This is a genomic window from Geotalea uraniireducens Rf4, from assembly GCF_000016745.1.
GTDB classification, from domain to species: domain Bacteria; phylum Desulfobacterota; class Desulfuromonadia; order Geobacterales; family Geobacteraceae; genus Geotalea; species Geotalea uraniireducens.
The window spans coordinates 2,089,983-2,109,468 of the sequence record NC_009483.1 but is presented as its reverse complement, the minus strand read 5'-3'; the positions used below and the strand labels follow the sequence as shown (position 1 = coordinate 2,109,468).

Here is a 19,486-nt window from a genome sequence, read left to right as displayed (position 1 = left end):
TATCTATTTCTGTGCAAACTTCTTTTGGGTTTCCAACGTCAAATTCTGTTTTGTGTCGACAGCGACTATGCTGCCGGAAACTACGTACTTCGCCTTATTATCAATATAAAAAACAACCGGTTGTTTATCCACTTTAACCACAACCTCGCAAAGTCCCGGAATATCCTTTAGCTTATTTATCTCAAGAACTTCGAAATTTACCGGCAAGATTTTTTTTATCGATGCAGTTACTTCTTCCTTTTTTGGAGTCCCGCCGCTACACGCTGCAAGAAGTGCCATAATCATAACACCAAAGATTAAAACTTTTAACCATTTTGAGAATAAACTCATTACTTTTCCTCGTACTTGTCAAACACCTTGATAAAAAAAGCCAGACCTTGCAGGTTTCAAAACCTGCAAGGTCTTCAGTTCATAGCTAAACAATTGACTTAAACACCACTATATCTAAGTGCTCAAAATTTCGCGCCGCCGTTTGATTCTGAATAAAGTAAGACAAATCCCTCCAAGTACTATAAACGAAAAGCTCCAGAAATATTCTACAGAAATAATTAAAGGTGTAAGAGCCAAACGTGTAAGAATCCGCAATGCCTTGTGGTCTCTTATATAATCGGCTACAGGCGGGCTGTATTTATAGTAGAAATTTACGAATGCTGTACCGGCTTTAGACTTCAACAACACGTTATCTCTGAAATGCCGCAACACCATGACATGCGGATCAAGATAACTGCCATAAGCTGCAGTCGCAATAAAGCATCCGCTCTTGCCCCCAGATGACGGTGGTGGGTTGTTTACCCCTGGGGGGCCGACAGGGTCTGGAATTATACCTTCGGTAGTGCCGACCACAAGCGGGTCCTGGATGATTCCTGGCGTCGGGTCCCCATCCAGCAGGGCATTATTGTCAGTGAGTGCTATGGTAACCTTATTACCACTCTGACTGACAGGTGTGACCTGAGTCCAGACATTGTTGACCACCTTGTAGAATACAGGGTTTGCAGGCAACGACTCAAAGTCGACATCGATATTTACCGTTCCCGATGGGACAACATTATCCACCCGCGTGGCAATAGCATTGGCAATGGTGAAACCGGTTGGTTTTGCCGTGGTATTGAGCAACGGTGTAGTCGGGTCCAAGGTAAAAGAATATGCGGCAGTTGTGGACGTCGAGCCGCTGCTTCCCTGAGCAACCGAGGCGACTGCAGTAGCGCCTGTTCCTGTGATCGGCAGTTTGTAACTGCTTCCTACCTGCGTGGTTATAGTCAGATCGCCGGTATAGGTCTTAAGTGACTGGGGAGTGAATGAAACGTTAATCAGCAGCGATTGGCCGACTTTTAAGGTAGAGCCCTTGACAATAATTGCCATAAACGCAGGGTCAGCAAAGGAATAGTCGGAAATGACCAGATCCGTTGCGCCGTTATTCTGTAGTCTGAATGTTTTTATCTGGCTTGTTGTCCCCCTGAGAACGCTGCCGAAGTCGCAACTATTTATCTGCGCACTGTTCACATCGGTAAAAATCACCGTGCCTGAACTCACCGCACTGTTATTTACCGTTATGGTAAGTAGCTTGACTGCAGACGACAGATTATTGTCGATAACCTGGGCAACAAAGTTATAGTCTCCCCCGCCTCCAGCCGTTCCACTGATATTCCCTGTTGCAGAGTCCAAGTTCAAACCTGGTGGAAGCGTACCGCTAACTATAGACCAGCTGTAAGGTAGATTGCCGCCGGCTGCGGAAAGCGGTTGACTGTAGGTAGCCCCATTGTTCACGCTTTGCATATTAATAGTCGTTACGGATAGAGGCGTCGCAGCTGTTGCCGTGGCAATTGAGAGCGTCTTTGTTGCAATGCTGCCATCGGAGTCGGTCACCTGTACTGTAAAGTCATATTTTCCCGGCTCAGTTACCTTGCCGCTGATTACGCCGGTTGCGGAAGCAAGCTTCAGTCCGGTCGGCAGAGCACCTTGTGAAATCGACCATGCATAAGGGACTCGTCCGCCCGTGGCAGCCAAAGTCTGGCTATACGCAGCGTTTAGTTGCGCCTGGGGAAGAGAGGGCGTCGTAATTGTAAAATTAGACATGTTTCCTTGCAGATTGATCGTCTGATTACCATTGGAAGCATCCGTGTTGATAATGAAGCTTGAGGTGAATGCACCGGCAACATTGGATGTAAAGGTAACCATTACCGTAAAGCTTGTGTTCGGCAAGAGGGTTAACGGTACTGTCCCGATATAGGAAACCGTGAATGCTTGATTTGCCGGATTGGTAATTCCTGTAATACTTAATGGGGCATTACCGGTATTGGTAATGGTCACCGGCATTGTCTTCGAATTGCTTAAGGCTATGGTACCGAAATCAAGCGCCGTGGGAGCTACACTGATCAATCCCGCTGCCCCCTGACCAGTCAAGGTTATCGCCTGGGTCCCCCCATTACTTACCACGTTGAGAGTCCCGTTATATGTGGTAAGAGCCGTTGGCGAAAATCTTATCGTTATTGTTTGCACAGCTCCCGATGCCACAGTTAATGGAAGAGCAGGCGGCGAAACGAGGGTGAATGCGGAAGTACCCGACAATGTCAACGAATTGACCGTCAAGTCGGTATTTCCGGAATTACCGATATTGAACGCCAGATCCTTCGTGGCGCCGTTGGTGACAATTCCGTAGTCAATGGTGGTAGTTGAGACCGTCTGCAGCGGCTGCCTTCCGGTCCCACCCAGTTGAATAGTCTGATTTATCGATGGCAGGTCGGTCATTATGTTGATGTTGCTGGTAAACGTCCCCGCCTGTGTCGGAGAAAACCTGACAGTCAGTTGGATGCTATCACCAGGCGCCAGTGGAACTGGAGGTGCCGGTGGGGTTACGATAGAGAAGGGCGCAGAAAACCCGGTGATATTCGTAATGTTGACAGTTGCCGTACCGTTGTTTGATATGGTCAGAATCTGGTCCGAACTCTGTCCCACACTGACGTCGCCGAATTGCAGATTATTGGAAGCGGGAGTAAGGGTTGGGGAGACTCCGAGACCGCTCAGGCTGATGGTTTTGGTTTCCGCATCAGAACTGATGACAAAGCTTGAATTGGCGCTGCCGGAAACAGGGATGTAAGTAACCGTAAAGGTTTGTTCCGCATTGGGCGCCAGGGTTGCAGTGGACTGCGGCGTGACAGTAAAAGGGCCTGATGGCGTTGATACAGATGTGATATTCAATGCAACGTCACCGGTGTTTCGCACCTTGAATGATTTATACGCAGACTTACCGACAGTGACCGAGCCGAAATCGAGGAGTGCAGGAGTGAACGGTGTATTGTCCAGATTCAGCAGCGTGAGCTGCGGCTGTCCCAGTGTAAAACGCTGGCCATACACATCCGCACCGGATATCGCCTGATTCCTGGAATCTTTCCATACCCCAAGGAACTCATTGGTGGCGGAATTGTAGGCAATGGACGGAGAATACTGGCTCCCAGGCGCAATCGATATGGCGTAGTTGGCGCCACGTAGCGATCCGTCGGCATCCACGTATTGACCGTATATGTCGAGGTTTTCCGTGGAAACCGTCCCGGCCCGACCGTCCTGCCAAGCAACGAAGTATCGCTGGTTGACAGAATCATAGGCGATTGTAGGGCTGGTCTGCTTGGAGCCGGTTACCGTCGGATCTGTTGAGCTGGTTATATTAAAGTCCGTGTTGTAAACACCGCCGCCCGAATAGATCAGCCGCCCGAATATTTTGGTGTTAACGCCGCCGCGCAGGTCTTCCCATGCGACCAAAAACTTCTTGCTTATGGGATCGAATGCTGCGGTCGGCTTATAGGCCGTGCCGGAACTGTTGCCGCTGTCAAGCCATTTAGAGGGAATGACCGCCTGGTTTACCTCCTTGCCAAATATCGCGTAAATATGTGAAACGCCACCATTTTGCGGGGTCGAAATGAACTTATCGGTCGTAATCGCTTCAAATGTATCACAAACGCTATTAGTGTTTTCATCCTTGCAGCCAATCTCAAGCGTCCCGTTTTGCTTTATTCCTTCCCAGCTGAACAGGACTTCGGGAGAAGTCGAATCAACGGCAATTGTAAGATTGTTGATATCGGTATAGAAATCGTACTGATATGACTCCTGAAGACCTGTTGAGCTGTTTGTTATCAGTCTGTTTTTTCTGGTCAGCCCGTTCCGTAAAACATCGGCCCCGCTTTTCCCCATCATTGAGGTGGTTTGCGTCAGGTCATCTCCCTTGAGAATCACATAGCCGGGGAGAGAATTGTCCCCTACATTCCATTTGGTCCGATAATTGCGTAATCCGGGACCTTCAAATGCAATTTCATCGACGCTGTTCAGCAGGCTCCTCGATTCAACCCAGGCCAGCCAGAAGCGGTCCCCGACTGAGTCATAGACGACCTTGGGTAGTTTGCGAGACAAAAGTGTATCATTATTATCAACCTGAGTTCCGTTAATATAAGTGCGGCGAGTGTATGAGTAAGTGGCAACAATCTGCGCATTTAAGTTTGGTGGTGTAGAAAACGAAAGTGACAATTTACCCGTGCTGTAGTCGATAGTTCCGCTGCCGTTTGTCCCTATTAGACCGCCGAAACCGTTGTCGTCCAAGGTTAAGGCGGCTTGACCTGTTACTGTAACTTGGACGGTTCCACCAATGACTGGAGCTAAAAGAGAAGCTGTAAATAATGTATTAGTACCGTCGCCATTGCCGACCAACTTGGAATTCGGAGTCACCGAATCATTCGCGATGACGGTATTCATTTCAACGGCATTGAAATTGACCGCAGTTGAGGCAGCCACTGCGGGGGGGGGAAAAGCTGCCCCTGCAGTGCTGGCGGGGATGTCTCCCTGTGGAATGTGGGTGAAGTAAACATAACCATTGTTCACGGTTCCCCTGGTATCTTGCCAGGCAATGACGATCTTGCTGTCGGCTCCTGCCGGGTCCATTTTATAGGCAACTTGTGGCACTGTCTGATTGCCAGGGTCAATGGAGACGGGGAAAGACAGTCCAATGGTTTTCCCATCCGGCGCAAGATATTGTGCGTAGATGTCGGATCCGGACGTGTTTCTGTTGCTATAGTCCTCCCAAACGACAAAATACACATTTTTGTCAGCCAGATATATGGTTTGTGGATTCTGCTGGTCTTCCTTTGTAGCGGATGTATAACTGCCGAAGGCATTAAGTCCTTGACCACTTATGATGATTTCACTGCCTGCAAGTTTCGCCATCCTTTTGCCGTCTGCTGCTCCGTTTGAGCCAGTCAGACCGTTGCCGCTACCGGAACAGCCGATAACAGTACCAAACATCGTGACAATCAGCAGATTTCTCAAAAACTTATACATACTCATACAATCCCCTTTGGCACTTAACTGGAAGCTTCACAATTAATTCACTAAGCCAGGTGCAAACATTGCAATATTCATTCAGAACTAATTATTTATCCACCCAATCTGAAAAAGATACTGTTAATATTTTTTCGAAACTTGCTGTCTTCCCAGTTTTAGTTTCTAAAGCATCAATTTTGATAGTTACATAATATGAGAAAATAGTTCCTGTACACACCAATGCGTTAAACAAACTCTGTTTAATCTCCATCTTTGCTACTGTTATCGGTATAGTTGCAGTGGCGCCAGGAGCAATAGTAACCCCTAAAGGCTCATATTGGACAGGAATGACAGGTATGTTAGATGTAACTGGAGAATAACTGATAGTGGCAGATTTGATTTCTACAGACGAAAGTAAGCCAGCATTTGAATTATTAGGATAAACATTTGAAGTTACATCAATATCAACTGTTTCAGCAGCTGGTATCGAAATATCATCAGTGGACGTACAAAAATCCGGCGCAGCCTTGTGCTTGGCAATGTCTGACTCTACAATTGATTCACCAATATTTGAGGTAAGGAAGACAGAGTTGAATTCAGACGATCCACCTCCTAAATCGCTGCCACATGACAACAAGATTGAGTTACATAATATACCGACAACTGCCAATAAAAATCTTATATTCATACAGAATCTCCTTAACTGATTATCTTCGGCGTAATGAAAATAAGCAGTTCGTTCTTGGATTTATTTTTGGTATTAGATTTAAATAGCCAACCAAGCAGTGGAATATCTTGCAGGAAAGGGACCCCTTTATCGTTATCCGTTTCACTGTCAACGTATATCCCGCCAATGACCGTGGTCTCGCCGTTTTTCACCAGCAGTTCGGTAGTCGCCTCTTTTTTGTTGATAGGTGGCGGTGAACCGGTGCCGGCTGAGTTGTTGGATGCCTTGATCTTCATGCCGATGCTGCCATCAGATGTAATATGTGGTGTCACCTCAAGAGTAAGGGCAGCCTCGACAAATTCCGTCTTTGTCCCCTCAGCAGAAGTGGTCTGATACGGAATAGACGCGCCCTGGGATATTTTCGCGGGCTTGTTGTTGAGCGTAACCACTCGCGGCGAAGATATGATCTTTATCTGCTCAGCAGTGACAGCAGCCGAAAGCCGCATATCAATCTGGATGTTGCTGGCTAATTTACCGAATGACATGCCGGCAGCTGCCCCCGGACCGGAAGTGCCAGAGGTTGGCGGCGGAGTGACAACGCCGCCGAAACCTGTGTCGAACCGGCTTATTCCTGCAACGGAAGCCGAGCCATCAACGTAATGCAGTCCCCACTGAACACCCAGGTCGCGGACGAATGATGTTTGAGCCTCTACGATTCGCGCCTCAATCATCACCTGCTTCTCGGGCGAATCAAGATTTTTAAGGAGCGACTTCATGTCTTCGATGGCGGTTGCGATATCCTTGACGATAACCCTATTGGTACGCACATCAGAGGTAATAATACCCCGCTCGCTTTTCAAAGTGTTGAACTGTGTGACAATATCGGCAACAGCGGCGTAGTTGACATCAAAGACCTCGGTACGCAGCTCCATGGCCCTTTCACGGGCTTTTTTTGCGGCAATTTCTTCGTCCGCCTGCGACTGCATCTTGGCCTTCGGCTTGATCTGGACAATGTTGCCTTCGCGCTGCATGCCCAGGCCCTTGGTATCGAGTATCACGTCAAGCGCCTGGTCCCATGGCACATTGACCAGTTTGATGCTGATCGTACCACTGACATCGTCAGCTATAAGAAAATTCAGGTTACTGACTTCGGCAATAAGCTGGAAAATCTTTCTAATATCGGCATCGGAAAATTCCAGGGTAACCTTCCTGCCCGTATATACCTTTTTCGTTACCTGTTTGGAAACAGCAGACGAGGGAAGTTCGGCAAAAGCTTCCGGTTCCTTCGCCGGGGCAGCCATGAACTCTTCCTCGATTTTAGGTGCGGCAGGTGCAGCTTTTTCCCTTGTTACCCCGGAAACAAGCGCCGGGGTTTCTGTCACTTCCGGGTTCTTGATATCCAAAAGGAGAATATCGCCATCCTGATTGATCGTGTAAGGCGCCTTTCCTCGCAGCTTTACGAGAATTCTTACATCCATCCCGCCAGCTACTTTTACCTGGTAAGGAGTAATGCTTTGGACTGGGCCTGCAAAACCTCTCGTGTCCAGCGTTCTCTGAAGTTTTTTCGGAATCCGACAATTCTTGATTGTAAACGACAGACCTTTGGCTGTCTTAATCGGCTTACCTGAAATACAGTCTCCGTTAAGCTTTATGGCAATCCTGGAGTTTCCATCCACGACATTAAAGTCAATCGACTCTATCGAACCTGTTTCAGTCTTTACGACTTTTTTTGCTTCAGATGCCGGCTTTGCCGGCTCGTCGAGAGGCTCGTTGACGTTCTTTGCTGGCTGCTCTGCGGATATATCAGACAAATGTATCTTTAAACCATTGTCAGTCTTTGCCACTTCGTAAGCAGGGAGCGCTTCAGCGGCCGCGTCAAAGACGATACGTACCTTTTCCGGTGTTACGCCGACTCTGGCTTTACCGACGCCAAAACGGTTGATACTTATAAAATTTGCAGAGATCGAATTCTTAGCGCCAAAAATATCCACAACCAGACGGTCCGGCTTGTTCAACTTGAATGTGTTAAAGGAGTCCACGCCACCATTCACGATAATTTCAACCCCATCGTTCACTATGTTGATGGCATCTAACGTCTTTAACTGTGGAGCAATTTCAGATTTAACCTCTGCTTCGGCCTTGGGTGGCTCTTTTACTTCGACGCTTGTCTGTAGTTCGACAGGATTAGACCCCGGCGTGGCAATCTTGGCTCCTTCCTTGACCTCGGCAACAACTTCCGGCTTCGTCTCATGGGTTACAACATTTACTCCGGCAGCCACTTCAGCAGCGGCCTGTTTATACATTTCCGCGTTCAGAGATTTCGTTTCCGGCTTCACATCGGGTTTGGCTGCATTTTCCTCGACATTTGACGCTACCTGCCCCTGCTTTTCAACCTCGGCTTTGGACGACTTTTCTTCAACCTGGGGTTTAGCGAAAGTAACCAGCAATTTGCCCCGATCCGCTGGATCTGTGCTTACTGAAAAATCCACGTCTTTATTCAGTGCGATCTCAACACGTGTGAGAAAACCACCGCCAAAATCCTGCCTGGACAAATTGACACTTTTTACATTGCCTGAAGCGAACTCTAACGGCTTGGTCACTGCACCCGGTTCCGTCTGAGCAAGGTCGATAAAAACCTTCGGCGGATCACTTGTCTTATAGGATGTATATGTTAACGGCCGGTTAGTGGAAATTTCTATCTGAGAGGTGTCGTCTTTAACATTGATTGCCTGAACAGCAGCGACACCTGCCGTTTCAATCTGGTTCACATCTTTTGCCGCTACCATTCTTTTTGCACAACCAGAAACAGCCATGATAAAGATGAGTATCAGTGCATGGCAAATGATTCTGCTTGAATACATTCTCATCTGGAAATCTCCTTACTTTTTCTTGGCCAGTGGCAGCACAATTTTTCTTTTCTTTACATGACCGCTATCGTCACGGAACTGTTCAGAAATTTCGATAGACGACGGTGATATCCTGGTGATGCGACCATCGTTATTTCCGATCAGCATCCCCTGTCTGACGACATATCCCTTGCCGGTCGGGTCTATTATTAAAGCTTTGTTTTCCTTAAGCCCGGTAATTATCCCGGAAACGGTGAACTTGCTAACATCATAATTTTGTATCGGCAAGAGTTCTGATGTTCTTGCTTTAACCGTCTTTGCTTTGGACGCAGACGGCTCAGTCGGCATCAAGAAAGCCTTAAAAGGATCTTTTTTATTTTTGAAGTCATAATTCATGACACCTGAAGCAGTGCCTTTAGCTGATGAAGGCTGTTTCTGCACAGGCACATTTGGCTTTGTTGCAACTTTTGGTTGCGCCGCCTGCTGCACAGTAATATCTTCTTTCTTTTTGCATCCAATAAATACCAGCCCGGACACAATAAAAAGCAGAGTAATTACACGTAATCTATTTTCCTTTCTTTTCATCTTTTATCTCTTTCTTGTCAATGAAGCGGAAGGTAGTGGCAAGGCAATTGACTTTTAACGTCGTCCGGCCGTTAACGTTTTTTATATCCGCAAAATTTACATTGTTTATATTTACGATGCGGGGGAGATTGGCTACTGAGACAAAAAAGTCGGCAATGTTATAAAAAGAACCGGAAACGGAAATGTCGACAGGAACAGCAGCATAAAAGTCCTTGGATTCCTCGGGCTTTGGTTTAAACAGAAGAAAATCGAGTCCGGCACTTTTACCCGCACTTGTTATACTGGTTAAAAGTGAAGGTATTTCTTTCTGATTGGGCAACTCGGTGAGGGCGGTCTTCAATTCATTTTGCAATTGATCGTATTCTTTTTTATATTTTGAAATATTGTCAGCAACTTTTTTATCTTCTGTGATCTTTTTTTGCAGTTCCTCAAGCTTTGCTTGAAATCCTTTAAGTTCATTCATCTTGGGTTGATACAAGCCAAAGAAAATGCCAAGGCCTTCCAATGCCAGAACAAGAATCAACAATGCTACTTTTTGTTTGGTAGGAAGCTTTAATATTTTTTCTATTTGTGGGTCCATGAAAAGCCTCGGAACCGGGCATGGAAGTGCCCCATAGGATTTATTTACTGCCAGGTTTTGCCGGCTCTTCCTTCTTCAATCCCTTAAGAATAAAAGTAATATCGAACTTCTTTACTTTTGTTCCAGAAATTTCAGACTGTTCTGATACCTGAAGATCAATATTGGAGAAATCATCTGACGCCTGAAGATTGCGCATAAATTCAGCAATAAGGTCTTCACTGAATGCTATGCCGGAAATTGAAACATTACCTGCATTTTCAGTATATTTAGTGAGCCAAAGCTTCTCCGGCACAGCATCGCTCAGCTTTGCCAACCTGCTGGCCGGACCGCTCTTTTCTTTTCTTAATTGATTGAGTACGTCGAGTTTCTTCTTTACTTCTGCCTGGAGCTTTTTGATATTATCAATCTGACCAATCTTGGCTTTTAGTTGTTGAATCTCCTGCTCAGACTTACTGACTTCATCCTTAGTCGCACTGATTTTTGCAAGGGTTAAACTATACAGGCTAAGACCGACAACAAGAACGCCAATGACAGAGATTATAAGAATAGAAATCTGTTGTCTGGTGGTTTCCTTCTTTTTAGAAGCCCTGACCGGCAGTAAATTGATCTTTATCATTTATCTCCAAGCCTCCTTGTCGCCAGCCCTATAGCAACAGTCACAAGAGGACCTATCTCTTGAAGATACTCTGGATCAAACTCTTTTTCATTGTATCTGATCTTTAAAAACGGATTAAGTATTTCTACAGGTAAATCAAGTTTCTGGCTCACAGAATCCAGCAGCATCGTTGTTTTTGCACCGCCACCACTGAGATACACCTTGCTTATTTTCCCTTCGCCTGCCGTTGAATTGTAAAAGTCCAGAGACCTGCGCATCTCCAGGGAAAGGGTATCGTTTATACGTGAAATAATGTCCTTGAGCCTGGTTTTATCAGGAGAATCCCCGGAAATTTTAGTTCTTTCGGCATCTTCGTTGTTCATTCCGAATTGCTTTTGAATCTCTTCGTTGTAAAGATTGCCACCTATTTGAACATCGCGGGTAAAGAGAGAAATGCCCCCTTTCACAATGTTCAGATTCATGATGCTGGCACCTATATTTACAAGCGCCGAGACCTCTTCAAAATCGAAATCGTAGTTGAGCTCGAAGGCGTTCTGCACCGCAAATGAATCCACATCCACAACCATCAGCTTGATGCCGGCTTCATTAAATACCGCAAGATAATCGTTTATTATGTCTTTTTTACTGGCAACAAGCAGGACGTTCATTTTTGACGGATCAAGTTCGTCAGCAGACAAAATCTGAAAATCGATATTTACGTCGTTGATATCAAAGGGTATATACTGTTCAGCCTCCCAGTGTATTTGATCTTCAAGCTCTTCAACAGGCATGACGGGCAAGGATATTTTCCTGATGATAACCGAATTGCCAGATATGGAGCAGACCGCCTCTTTTGCCTTTATATTCAGACTTTTAAAGAGATTTTTCACGGCTTCCACGATGGAAGAGCTATCCATAAGGCTGTTATCGACAATGGCCTCTGCAGGCAGAGGGAGTATTCCGACATTCTGCAGATGAAACACCCCCTTTTGCTCCTTAAGCTGCACAAGCTTTACAGAACTGGAGCCGATATCGATACCAACTAAATCTTTCTTTTTTGAGAGAAACATGATTCTGTCCTATTCGAGGAATTAGTCCTGAAATACTTTTTCCTTCTCAGACAAAGAAAAACCAAGAGCCAGAATGATTTTCCTTTTAGTTTCCATGCGGCACTCTTCGCCACGCTCTATGCGATCAATCGTAACTGGCGAGACACCAGCTAACCGCGCGAGTTCAGCCTTACTCATCAATCGCTCTTCACGAATGTTTCTGACATTGTTATTTGCTGTCATTCTTTTACCTGCTTTTACTTATTTTTTGTTGAAATTACAATAAATAAAAGAATTGTCAAGCAAATAACGCTAATTATGTTAAATTATATAAAATTATAGTCTTTTATATTTTTAGTTAACAAAATAAAAAAAACCGGGCGCCGGAAATATTGTGATATTTCGGCAACCCGGCTGTCTGCGTGAGACCCTATAGGCTTTCCGCCCCATCCTCGCGGATGGTTTAGTATTATCGTTATCTATGGATGCAATTTGTTAAAGCAATTAAAACCTGCAATTTTGGAACCAATTCATAGGTGAACCAAACATCAGAAACAACATTCAATACGCATAAAGTACCTCAAGCTGGGCCTTTTCCTTGGGATTAACTGCCCCTTCCGCTTGAATCTCGACGGTGTAGAGATAAGGAACACGTACTGGGTCCACTCCGGCCCCCTTTCCGGTTACGCCGTCGCCAGAGGTATATCTTTCCGTTAGTCCTGACCCGTCGGTATTGCCTACGGTCGTATCGACAATTTTTGAATATATCTTGTAATTTTCGCTGAGCCCCCTAAGTACAATAGTCGTGTCCGGCATATCGTAAGCAAGTTTCGTTGTACTGCCCTGGGGACAATTTGTCCATTTATCGGTGTTATTGTGCAGTTTGTCATTTATACAGGCATCCGTCGCAACGACGTCCAAAGATATTGCAGAAAAGCTGTTTTCCCAGTAATTAATATTTTTAAGAGCATCGTTGGGAAATAATGACGGGATAATGTCTTTAATAAAAAGCTCGGAATCGCCATAGGCAGCCTGCAGGGCGGAGCTGTAGACCTTCTCTGCTGCGGATGTCTTTGTCTGCTGGTTAAGCAGATAAAATACAGCCATAATAACCGCAACAGTTATCAGGGTAAGCAACAGCGCAGTTACCAATGCTATTCCGTTTTGATTTTTCAGATATCTCATTTGACACCGCCCATTTCTTTTTCTGGTCACTGCATATTACTGGCATTGGATGTGATTTTGTACACTTTCCATCGGTAGTTACGCCATTCGGCGCCAAAGGTGCCTGCCATATCACTTGCTGACCACTTTCTACCTACCGCTTCCGGTTTTCCTACGACTATGTCGTCATTAGGATAATTTAAGACATTATCCCTTTTGCCCATTTGGGCAAGGACGTACACCTGGATCTCCTTGAGTCTGAGTCTGAGCAACTCGGGATCGTGCAAGGTTGCCACCACATCGGAAATTGAGACATTCACGCCGTCAACTTTCTCGGGGTCTCCCAGCGGCGATATCTGGCTACCGTCGGCGTTGGAGTATGTCCCGGCGGCACTATCCTCGTCCATGTCGAGGAGATAGATCACTTGCATGTCTCCTATGCAATCAACCAATGGATAATAGGTGATACCACCATTATTGTGATTAGTCGTGGCCTTGTATAAAACGCCTGTGCCGGCATTGCAAATTTTAGGAACATTAGCCGGCCTTTTGACGAAATAATCTGCCCGATTGAAAGGCATGCGCAGTGGTGACCCATTGGCCGGATCTATCCCGTAAATCAGACACGTATCATCTGTTGTCAGGGGCGAAAACGCAGTCGGGAGAAAAGTCGACGGAACCGTAACAAAAAAGGTGCCGCCGTTCTTCTCGTCTATCAAAAGTTCTCTTTTCTTCTCTATGCCACCCTCAAAAGTGGATCTCATGACGATGGCTCTTTCGTCCGGTTGCAGGTCATCGGTTCCGGTTACCGCAATCTTACCGAAGGGATCCGTGCCTATTTTGTTGTAAGTGACACGACTCGATTTTTTCGAGGTATCATTCAAGGCAACAGTTACCGATTTTATCACCAGATAATCAGATTGATTGAAACCAACGCTACCGCTTCCGTTTACGCTCACAACGCCTCTAGGCGACGTGGCGGGCGCGTCGTTGAGACTAGCCCTATCAACACCGGGAACCGGAAAGTTCGGGGAGTCCACCGCTTCGGTGTAACCGGATATTTTTGTAGCCGAAGACATAATTTTAAACGGAAGCCCATAACCGGCGCTATCCAGGTCGGTCCTCAATATTTCCAGGCCTACGACACCTTCAAGCTGACCCTCAATGGTTTTGGAGCGCTGGCTTGCCTGACCGATCACCTTCTCGAAAACAAATGAGCTTAGCATGATGACGATGACAAATATGGCCATCGTCACAACCAGTTCTATGAGTGTAAAACCTTTTTTATCCGACATAACCCCGTCCTTGATGCCATTCGCTGAGGTTGGCAAAATGGCTTGATTGAGTCCATGCTCATCTTGATTTAATGGTCCGCACCTCGTGGTGAGATGAAATGTTTTTATAAGCCCACCCAACGTTGACAATAAGTTCCCTTGAATTGACTGACAACGCAGTCATTGACTTTCTCACGACATAAGAGCGAACACCCGATTCGTTATGAACGGTGCTGTACGGAATATATACAATATTCTCGACAAAAGGGCCTTCCCGCATTGACTTCAGCCTGACATCGGCAATCTTCACTGCCTCGTCACGCATCTGATTCTTGACATTGTGCTGCGTGATTACATCCATGGACTGCAACAGTGCAAATATGCCGAGAAGCGATATCATTATGGCAAACATCATTTCAACAAGAGTAAACCCTTTATTATTGAGTAACGATATTATCAATGGTGCACCCTCCTAGAGGATTCGTTCTTTTTCCCATCTGAATCCTTGTCTTGAAAACCACTATACTATCGTAAGTAGCAGGATTATCCCCCTGTATACAGATACTCTTGCTGCCGGTGGCAGGGGCATTTGTCAGGCCTTGTGTGTCAAAGAGAATATCCGATGCGCCGCCCCATTCGATCGGAGAGGATAAGTCTCTCTGGACATCCGGCGACTTAGTTAAATCCGGCGAATACAGGATAACCTTGTTACTGTTAAGTCCGACCCGACGTGCCTCCTTTTGGAACCTCGCCTGTACCCTGGTGTTCAAGAGTTCGGAATACAGCATTTTTACCTGACTGTCGATCGCAGACTTTCTCATCATCTGGTTGAAATTAAGCATGGCAATAGCCATGAGAACAGCGGATATCCCGATGACGACGATAAGCTCAATCAATGAAAAACCGTCCTGTTTCATGTTATTTCTCCCGTATGCGGAGAATCTTCTTAACCGGTTTGTTATTTGCCTGGGATTGGATAGTCGGCGGTTCGCCGGGCGGTTTCCCTATCATTGGCGCAGATCGCCTGTTGCCTCTTTCAATAAGGGCGGTTCCAAAGTCAACGGACTCGAAGCTCCCCGTAGAGACCTGGATCAGCGCCCTGCCTTTCAGGGCGTTGACCTTAGGTGCGGTTCCGGTCGCGCAGTCCACAACCCACAGATGTGAACTGCCGCCAAAGGAACAGACATCCATGTTCGGCTTGAAACTCGTGAAGAAGCAGAGACCGTTTTGCTGCGCCACGGTATCGGTTATTATTCTCTCCGCTCCATAGCCCCCACTGGCCGCATCAAGCTCAATGTACCAGCCTTTGCTTGTCAGGGATGTGGCCGAGATGTTCGTCTGGATATCGAGGCTCGACTTGGTAACCGGCGCCTCGGTGCAAGCCTCGTCAATGTCTCCTTTCTTGGAGACGGTGCCATCGAGATGAGTGACTACTGCCTTGAAGCACGGATCCTTCACCCCGAAGAGGGTGCGCTGTACGGCAATATCGTCTGCGCCGTAGTAATAACGGCCGGTGCCGAAGAAGAGCCATAGGATGTTGTCAATTTTATCCTGAAGTTTTGAAATTCGGGTAGTAACCGGCCCGATACCATCGATGACCTTGCTTACAGTCCAGTTGTTCGGGTCCGGGTCTTCCTTTGTCAAAAGCCGTACTACCCCACCGTCTGTCCACGTATAGGGGCTGGCAACAGTACCTGCACCAGCCCTTTTTGTGTACCCGATGTAGAGTGCATCATCCGAATAAAAACCCCGATTCTCCGGATCAACTCTGTCAGTATCGGAATGCCCGTCATTCAAAGATCCGGAGAAAGCAAACGGAATGCCGGTATCGATAACTCGCAACAGCGCGCCGGTCTTCAGATTAAGTACAAATAGCTTGAGATTCTGATCGGACTTCCCCAAGAATTGTTGACCGGAAATCGGGCCGGTGGGGCCGGAAGCAAATACAGCATACCAATTGCCATTTTTGGTTGGGTCAGGCACCGGTGGAGATTTTGAATTATCCTTTCCATTGATCCGCATCACTACCGGCCCGGATGTCGAATATCCGAGTTCCGGATGCGCAAATTCCCAGAGGAGGGTCGGCATTACCGGGTTTCCCGATGAAACGAACTGCTTGGTAATATCCAGAGCATAGTATGACGAAAAGCCGACACCGTCGAGGGGCGATTTTACGCAATCCACGCCGGTAGCATCTTTGCAGGTTCCCGCTTTATCCCTGCTGGCACCTCCTTGTCCCATCCCCCCGATGACTACGGTTCGCCAGCTGGTTAAATCTTTTGTGCAATCCTCGGCCTTCGCTTCCATACACGCTGCCGGCTTTGCAATGCTGGCATCGACAATATATGGGGAAATGTCAACATAACAGAGATGACAATAGTCCGGATCCGAGAAGTACTTGAGGTACGGCAACACATTTTTCGGGACATACGCCCACAGCTCATCACCGAGATTTGTTCCGGACAGGGTCGCTTTGGTATCTCCATAGGCGGTTACATCGAGTGTGCCGAGTTTGAAAGCATGCAGCATGCCGTCATTGGCGCCGGCAAGCGACAGTCCTCTACGCTTGTAATCAGACGTATAAATATAACCCGTTCCATTCTTGGAATCACCGTACGATTTATCGCGATAACCTTTATCAGGCGCTTTGTCGTAGAAGTTCAGAGGGAGCGCCGAAACCAGTCGCGGCGTAGAATTGACAATATCACCCAACTTCCAGACTCCGATGCCTTTATCCTTTGGATTGGTCTTATAGGCAGGATCAGTAACGTTTGTTGACGGAATATTGCCGATCTTGACCGTTCTGCTTCGCATCGAGGTGTCGTCGGGGAAATCAAAGCCCTGTACATATCTGATTATTTTATTTGCCTCCGCATCGGTTGCTGCCTGCAAATAAGCGCGAAGAGGATTGGCTCCGGCCGTTTCAACAAAGGGAACAAGCGTGCTGCCGTCAATAGTCGTATATATCTTTCTCGGGTTAGTTGAAAGGTCCCTTGACCACAATTGTTTACCCGCCCGCCAAATACTGTTCACTTCGTCAGGGGTGACTCGCTTGTCAAAGAGATCGGGAGCGCCGTCTCCATTTGTGTCATAGGAAAGATCTACTAGTGTCTGTTTCGTCGCAGCATTGTCGAAGAAAAAGTTGGTTGCCTTGTCAGCAAGGAGATTAAACACATGATTTTTATTTACTGCCCTGTCTGCATCGGTATAATCAGTGTCTTCCCGCACTGAGCTGTTAGTGAAAAAGGGATCGATGTAATACCAGAGGTTCTGCATTTCGCCGAGCCAATTGGCCTGGGTCTGCTTTTCAAAGATCTTGTTGGGATAGAATAACGCCTGCAATAGATTGGCTCCTGTCCCCTCGCTGTTGCTGAGGATGGAAGCCGCCGTACCGGAGGATATGCGTGCCAGTATATTCGTCAAGGCATCCATCAGCGAGGTCTCCAGGCTGTCACCTTCCTGCGCCTCAAAATAGGTGTCAGGCACACCGTCGCCGGATTTGTTCCACTCAATTGCCAGGTCAGGCTTTCCGTTTTCGTTCTTGTCCTGAAATCCTCCGTATTTTGCCGCCAGTTGCATAGTTTTGCTGGCTGCACTACCGAAGACGAAAACGTTGTAAATAGTCAGGTTCTGAATGCCGCCCGCAGCGATGGGGGGATTGCCGACGGTGCCGGTGTCGGGTCGCAAGTCGGTGACATGGGCGTAGTAGGCAACATCCTCCATGAAATACGGGCTGTGGGTGTCGCCATTGGCAGTGATCTTATTCTTCCAGGTGGTTGTGTCAAAACCTGGGAAGTTGATGTCAGCAGTCGGCTCGCCGTCGGTGACGACCAACATGAAGTTTTTCTGGCACGGGTACAGGATCGGGTCCGCCCATGTGGAGTAATCAACCGCTGCGTCATAAGCGCTTGCAACATGGCCGAAATACTTGGTCGCCTCGTAGATCGACTCTGCCAGTGGGGTGTTGCCGCTGGGGTTCTTGGCTTCTATCTGTGTGACCAGGTCGGCGGCAGTGGAACCGATAGGCGCAGCAATATACCCTCCCTCGTAATTGGAGCGGAAAAACATCAGGCCGAATCTCACCTTACCGTCTAGGGCCTGGATAATTCCCGTCGGTTCCGTGGGGCCGTATTCAACCGTAAAGCCGCCATTAGCCGACAAATATTTGGTGGCAGCCGTCCGATTTACAACCTTGCCCCCAATCAACGCCTTCCTGACGACGTCGATCCGTCGCATCATTTGCCAGTTCAAGTAGTTACCCGACATTATGTCGTTCTTGTCGAGTATTTTTGTGGTGTCGATCGTAAAAACGGTGCCCGAATTCTTATACATTTTCTGGGGATCGAAATAGCCGTAATAGCTCTTTGCATTGTTATACGTTTCACTCTCGTATGCAAGCCACCCCATGCTGCCCGAGTTATCGGACAGGATCAGAACATTGGGCTTCAATTGGGTGATGGAGCCGATAAAGGAGGGTTGCTGGCAATAGTTCCCCATCGAAGTGGTCTGGAGGGCAAAGGTTACGTTTATGGTATGGTTGGCGGTGACGTTGGTGAAGGTATAGGAGGTCCTTGCCCCGACCGATGTGCCGTCAATTTTCACATCCAAAACGTTATAACCGGCATTCGGGATGATATTGAACGTCTGATCGGCGTTTTTGGCCACATTGGTGGCGCCGGCCGGTGAGATCACACCGTTGGCGCCGGCAGTCGCGGTAATGGTATAGGCTTGTGGAACAAATGAAACGGAAATGGTATGATCGATTGTCACATTGGGGAAGGTGTAAGAGCTGACGGCGCCCACCGATATACCATCCACCAGCACATCGCCTATAATGTAGCCGGCGTTGGGGGTCATGGTGAAGGTTTTGCTGCCATTTCTTGCGACACTGATCGCTCCGGATGGAGAAATGGAGCCGTTGGCCCCGGCGGTTGCAGTTATGGTTACATTCGACCCCGTTTTGGGTATAAAGAAAACCCGCAGTATCCAGTCACTAGTCCCCACGTTGAACGTGTAGGTATCGCCTGCACCAAGCATGTTCACAGGGGTGAAAACCGACTGGTTGGTGCCGGAATCCTTGTTTATCAATCTCACATCCGAGATCTGGAAACCGGAATCGGTGAAGATGGTAAACGTCTTGTTAGTATTGGTTGTAACCTTTACATCTTTTCCTGAATCACCATTGCCGGGAGGCGTTACGTAGCCGCCGTTATCGTTATCGCCCGCGGCGTTACTCCCCCACTCAACCGTAACCTCAACCTTTTCAGCAGATGCCGGCTGAACCGATGCCAGTAGCCACGGAATGATGAGCAGCAACGGCAATAAATACCGGAGGATTTTCCTGTTGACGAAATTAACGTTGTTCATTGCATCCACCCCTTGATGGTTTATCTTGGTTAAAACCTCAACACGACAATTAATATCG

At 47.3% G+C, this 19,486-nt stretch carries 14 protein-coding genes and 1 riboswitch; all 14 genes read right to left on the bottom strand.

Features of this window, described 5'->3' with window-relative positions:
* Positions 1 to 3 precede the first annotated feature (3 nt).
* Positions 4 to 330 carry a disulfide isomerase DsbC N-terminal domain-containing protein gene (locus GURA_RS09215; RefSeq protein ID WP_011938712.1) on the bottom strand — a complete coding sequence of 109 codons (327 nt, stop codon included), beginning with the start codon at positions 328 to 330 and terminating at the stop codon, positions 4 to 6.
* A gap of 114 nt (positions 331 to 444) precedes the next feature.
* Entirely contained in the window at positions 445 to 5,325 is a 4,881-nt protein-coding gene (locus GURA_RS09210) for a beta strand repeat-containing protein (RefSeq protein WP_011938711.1), read from the bottom strand.
* Positions 5,326 to 5,410: 85 nt separating this feature from the next.
* A complete protein-coding gene (locus GURA_RS09205; RefSeq protein ID WP_011938710.1) occupies positions 5,411 to 5,989 on the bottom strand; it encodes a hypothetical protein in 579 nt (192 codons plus the stop codon).
* An 11-nt stretch (positions 5,990 to 6,000) separates the two neighbouring features.
* A complete protein-coding gene (gene pilQ, locus GURA_RS09200; protein WP_011938709.1) occupies positions 6,001 to 8,835 on the bottom strand; it encodes a type IV pilus secretin family protein in 2,835 nt (944 codons plus the stop codon).
* Between the two features lie 12 nt (positions 8,836 to 8,847).
* Entirely contained in the window at positions 8,848 to 9,399 is a 552-nt protein-coding gene (locus tag GURA_RS09195) for a pilus assembly protein PilP (protein ID WP_011938708.1), read from the bottom strand.
* Positions 9,380 to 9,979, bottom strand: a complete 600-nt coding sequence (locus tag GURA_RS09190; RefSeq protein ID WP_011938707.1) for a type IV pilus inner membrane component PilO — start codon at positions 9,977 to 9,979, stop codon at positions 9,380 to 9,382. Before GURA_RS09190 ends, GURA_RS09195 begins: the two co-directional genes overlap by 20 nt.
* A 40-nt stretch (positions 9,980 to 10,019) precedes the next feature.
* The gene (locus GURA_RS09185; protein WP_011938706.1) at positions 10,020 to 10,595 is read right to left on the bottom strand and encodes a PilN domain-containing protein; all 576 of its coding nucleotides are present in this window, start codon (positions 10,593 to 10,595) and stop codon (positions 10,020 to 10,022) included.
* Entirely contained in the window at positions 10,592 to 11,644 is a 1,053-nt protein-coding gene (gene pilM, locus GURA_RS09180) for a type IV pilus biogenesis protein PilM (RefSeq protein ID WP_011938705.1), read from the bottom strand. The genes GURA_RS09185 and pilM overlap by 4 nt, the downstream gene beginning before the upstream one ends.
* A gap of 21 nt (positions 11,645 to 11,665) precedes the next feature.
* The gene (locus GURA_RS09175; protein WP_011938704.1) at positions 11,666 to 11,866 is read right to left on the bottom strand and encodes a helix-turn-helix transcriptional regulator; all 201 of its coding nucleotides are present in this window, start codon (positions 11,864 to 11,866) and stop codon (positions 11,666 to 11,668) included.
* A gap of 158 nt (positions 11,867 to 12,024) precedes the next feature.
* A riboswitch (cyclic di-GMP riboswitch) is annotated at positions 12,025 to 12,101 on the bottom strand.
* Positions 12,102 to 12,184: 83 nt separating this feature from the next.
* A complete protein-coding gene (locus tag GURA_RS09170) occupies positions 12,185 to 12,808 on the bottom strand; it encodes a hypothetical protein (protein WP_011938703.1) in 624 nt (207 codons plus the stop codon).
* 26 nt (positions 12,809 to 12,834) lie between these two features.
* On the bottom strand, positions 12,835 to 14,082 hold the full coding sequence (locus GURA_RS09165) for a prepilin-type N-terminal cleavage/methylation domain-containing protein (RefSeq protein ID WP_011938702.1): 1,248 nt from the start codon (positions 14,080 to 14,082) through the stop codon (positions 12,835 to 12,837).
* A gap of 58 nt (positions 14,083 to 14,140) precedes the next feature.
* Positions 14,141 to 14,521, bottom strand: a complete 381-nt coding sequence (locus tag GURA_RS09160; protein WP_011938701.1) for a type IV pilus modification PilV family protein — start codon at positions 14,519 to 14,521, stop codon at positions 14,141 to 14,143.
* Entirely contained in the window at positions 14,499 to 14,978 is a 480-nt protein-coding gene (locus GURA_RS09155) for a pilus assembly FimT family protein (RefSeq protein ID WP_011938700.1), read from the bottom strand. Before GURA_RS09155 ends, GURA_RS09160 begins: the two co-directional genes overlap by 23 nt.
* A gap of 1 nt (position 14,979) precedes the next feature.
* The gene (locus tag GURA_RS09150) at positions 14,980 to 19,428 is read right to left on the bottom strand and encodes an InlB B-repeat-containing protein (RefSeq protein WP_011938699.1); all 4,449 of its coding nucleotides are present in this window, start codon (positions 19,426 to 19,428) and stop codon (positions 14,980 to 14,982) included.
* Between the last annotated feature and the right edge of the window lie 58 nt (positions 19,429 to 19,486).

What these genes read in the sequence shown, in the direction of transcription:
- GURA_RS09215 (WP_011938712.1), bottom strand. Translation starts at nt 330, where the DNA reads ATGAGTTTATTCTCAAAATGGTTAAAAGTTTTAATCTTTGGTGTTATG.
- GURA_RS09210 (WP_011938711.1), bottom strand. Translation starts at nt 5,325, where the DNA reads ATGAGTATGTATAAGTTTTTGAGAAATCTGCTGATTGTCACGATGTTT.
- GURA_RS09205 (WP_011938710.1), bottom strand. Translation starts at nt 5,989, where the DNA reads ATGAATATAAGATTTTTATTGGCAGTTGTCGGTATATTATGTAACTCA.
- pilQ (WP_011938709.1), bottom strand. Translation starts at nt 8,835, where the DNA reads ATGAGAATGTATTCAAGCAGAATCATTTGCCATGCACTGATACTCATC.
- GURA_RS09195 (WP_011938708.1), bottom strand. Translation starts at nt 9,399, where the DNA reads ATGAAAAGAAAGGAAAATAGATTACGTGTAATTACTCTGCTTTTTATT.
- GURA_RS09190 (WP_011938707.1), bottom strand. Translation starts at nt 9,979, where the DNA reads ATGGACCCACAAATAGAAAAAATATTAAAGCTTCCTACCAAACAAAAA.
- GURA_RS09185 (WP_011938706.1), bottom strand. Translation starts at nt 10,595, where the DNA reads ATGATAAAGATCAATTTACTGCCGGTCAGGGCTTCTAAAAAGAAGGAA.
- pilM (WP_011938705.1), bottom strand. Translation starts at nt 11,644, where the DNA reads ATGTTTCTCTCAAAAAAGAAAGATTTAGTTGGTATCGATATCGGCTCC.
- GURA_RS09175 (WP_011938704.1), bottom strand. Translation starts at nt 11,866, where the DNA reads ATGACAGCAAATAACAATGTCAGAAACATTCGTGAAGAGCGATTGATG.
- GURA_RS09170 (WP_011938703.1), bottom strand. Translation starts at nt 12,808, where the DNA reads ATGAGATATCTGAAAAATCAAAACGGAATAGCATTGGTAACTGCGCTG.
- GURA_RS09165 (WP_011938702.1), bottom strand. Translation starts at nt 14,082, where the DNA reads ATGTCGGATAAAAAAGGTTTTACACTCATAGAACTGGTTGTGACGATG.
- GURA_RS09155 (WP_011938700.1), bottom strand. Translation starts at nt 14,978, where the DNA reads ATGAAACAGGACGGTTTTTCATTGATTGAGCTTATCGTCGTCATCGGG.
- GURA_RS09150 (WP_011938699.1), bottom strand. Translation starts at nt 19,428, where the DNA reads ATGAACAACGTTAATTTCGTCAACAGGAAAATCCTCCGGTATTTATTG.